Annotated in this window: 2 protein-coding genes; both read left to right on the forward strand. The window is 62.4% G+C overall.

Translation table 11 applies throughout. The features are described from left to right. The first annotated feature begins 314 nt into the window (after nt 1-314). Nucleotides 315-500 carry a hypothetical protein gene (locus D3227_RS41430; protein ID WP_147377831.1) on the forward strand — a complete coding sequence of 62 codons (186 nt, stop codon included), beginning with the start codon at nt 315-317 and terminating at the stop codon, nt 498-500. Beyond that, complete coding sequence (locus tag D3227_RS40120; RefSeq protein WP_120019437.1) at nt 487-2,556, forward strand: recombinase family protein; 2,070 nt, start codon at nt 487-489, stop codon at nt 2,554-2,556. Before D3227_RS41430 ends, D3227_RS40120 begins: the two co-directional genes overlap by 14 nt. Nucleotides 2,557-2,585 lie beyond the last annotated feature (29 nt).

Raw genomic sequence — 2,585 nt, forward strand, 5'->3', positions numbered from 1 at the left:
GCAATCTCGGGGTCATTCTGCCCATGTTGGGCAGGAGGTCGAAGTCCATTATCGCTGGCATCCGTATTTCGGACGCCGGCTTCGCTGCGAGAACAGTGAAGAACGCGCCAACGGTCGGATCGTTCATCTCGTCATCGTGCCTGGGCATGTCATTACCGCGCCGGCCTGGATGATAGATCCCGTGGCGTGCGCAGCAATGGATCTGGGATCCCCGCGCGCGTCGCTTGCTGCACTGCTTGAACTGAACAAGCTCTTGATCCAGCGCCGTTTCCGGCGAGGCTCTCCGGATGGTTTCATCATTGGGGAGACGCGAAATGAGGACCTTGCCGCCACCGACACGATCTCTCGTGATCGTTCGCCAGCTCAGCATGCCGCTCGACTCGCACAAGCTGGTCGGGCTGAGCGCAGCGCAACGAACGATCGTGATCGCCCGGCTCGCCAATGTGCTGATGGCCGCCGCCGGCATCGTGACGGAGGAGAGCCGCGATGACGAGCAGTAATCTGATTCCGGCCACCATCCTCAGGCGCAAGGCCATCGTCTATGTGCGTCAATCCACTCAGGCGCAGGTCCAGCTCAACCTTGAGAGCCAGCGTCGGCAGTATGAGCTTGTCGACGTCGCGCGGCGTTGGGGATTCAGCAAAGTAGAGGTAATCGACGAGGATCTGGGACGAACCGCAAGCGGGGCTGTGGAGCGTCCCGGTTTCGAGCGCCTGGTCGACGATCTGTGCACCGGCCATGTGGGCGCTGTGCTTTGCCTGGAGGCGTCCCGCCTGTCTCGCAACGGACCGGACTGGCATCGGCTGCTCGAGTTGTGCGGCGAAGTCGATGCACGGGTGATCGATCTGGACGGGGTCTACGATCCGGGGCTGCCGAACGATCGCCTGCTGCTCGGCATGAAGGGGAGCATAAGCGAGTTCGAACTCGGGGTGCTGCGTGCTCGCATGTACGAGGCCGCCCGCGCCAAGGCACAGCGCGGCGAACTGCGCATCTCTGTGCCCTTCGGCTACGTCTGGCACCGGGATTACGGTCTCGGGTTCGATCCCGATATACGCCTGCAGGAGACCATTCGCCTGATATTCGCGCGTTTCCGCGAACTCGGCAGTGCGCGCCAGGTCCTGATCTCGATGATCGACGATGGCGTGCATTTCCCCAGACCCTCCGACGGCAAGAAGATGGTGTCCTTCGCCTGGGTTCCGGTCCGCTACCGCAACGTGATCTCCGTCCTGAAGAACCCGTTCTACGCCGGCGCTTATGTCTATGGTAAGAGCGAGAAGCGCACCGAGATCGTGCATGGCCGCGTCCGCAAGAGCTATGGTCATTACAAGCCGGCCAGCGAGTGGGCGGTGGTGCTCAAGGAGCATCACGAAGGCTATATTGGATGGAGCGAGTACCAACGGAACCAGGAACTTCTCGCCGCCAACGCCTATGGCAAAGCCGGCGGCGTCAAGTCGGGCCGCGGCGGTCGCGCGTTGCTCCCGGGTCTTCTCTCCTGTGGTCGATGCGGGCGAAGACTGGTTGTCACGTATGCCGGACGTGGCCAAGGTTACCCGGTCTATCGTTGCGAGCGGGGCAACACCATGATGGCGCAGGCGCGATGCATGTCGTTCAACGGCTTTCGCACCGATGCGGCGGTGGCCCGAGAAGCCTTGGAGGCGGTTGCGCCGATGGCGATCGAGGCGGCGTTGGAGGCTGAACAGATGCAGCTGGAGAGCGAAGCCAGGCGGCGGCAGATGATCGAGATGGACCTGCAGCAGGCACGCTATGAGGCATCGCTCGCCGAGCGCCGCTATGCCGCCTGCGACCCGGAGAACCGGCTTATTGCGGCCCAGCTCGAGAGGAACTGGGAAGCTACGCTCAGGCGCGTGGAGACCTGCGAGGCCCGGCTGAGCGAAGTCCAGCGTATGGAGCCTGTCGACGCGATCCCTGACTTCACCGGCCTCGCCCAGGATCTCGAAGCCGCCTGGAATGCGCCGGGTGTCGATATGCGCTGCCGTCAGCAACTGCTGCGCGCGCTCATCAAGGACATTGTGGCGGACCTCGATGACGACGCGCGCGATGTGATCCTGACCATCCATTGGCATGGGGGCCAGCATTCCCAGGTAAGGGTTCGCAAGCCCAAATCCGGAGAGCATGGCCAGAGTACGCCTGAGGAGGCTCTGGCGGTCATGCGATCCATGGCAACGCGATGGTCGGATGCCGAAATCGCGTCCACACTCAACCGCATGGGCATGAAGACGGGTCAGGGAAAGACCTGGACGGCGCGACGCGTCCAATCACTGCGCACGGTGCACAAGATCAGCGGCTATCGGTCTTCCGACAAGAACGGCGAGTGGCTCACCATGTCGGACGCGGCCGCGAAGCTTGGCGTGTCGCACGTCAAAATCCGCCGTTTCGTCAGGGACGGCATATTGCCAGCCGAGCAGGTCATGCGCGGCGCGCCCTACCAGATCCGCGCCAGCGACCTTGAAGATGAACGGATCAAGGCCGATTTGGCGCGCAAATCTCCGCGTATCATCAACGACGATAATCAGAAATCGCTGTTTCCCGCCATTTGAAGAGGGGGTGCATAATGAATCAGTCTTCG

The organism is Mesorhizobium waimense (assembly GCF_003601975.1).
GTDB classification, from domain to species: domain Bacteria; phylum Pseudomonadota; class Alphaproteobacteria; order Rhizobiales; family Rhizobiaceae; genus Mesorhizobium; species Mesorhizobium waimense.

Excerpts from the sequence above, each read along its gene's own strand:
- D3227_RS41430 (WP_147377831.1), top strand. The coding sequence starts at position 315 with ATGAGGACCTTGCCGCCACCGACACGATCTCTCGTGATCGTTCGCCAG.
- D3227_RS40120 (WP_120019437.1), top strand. The coding sequence starts at position 487 with ATGACGAGCAGTAATCTGATTCCGGCCACCATCCTCAGGCGCAAGGCC.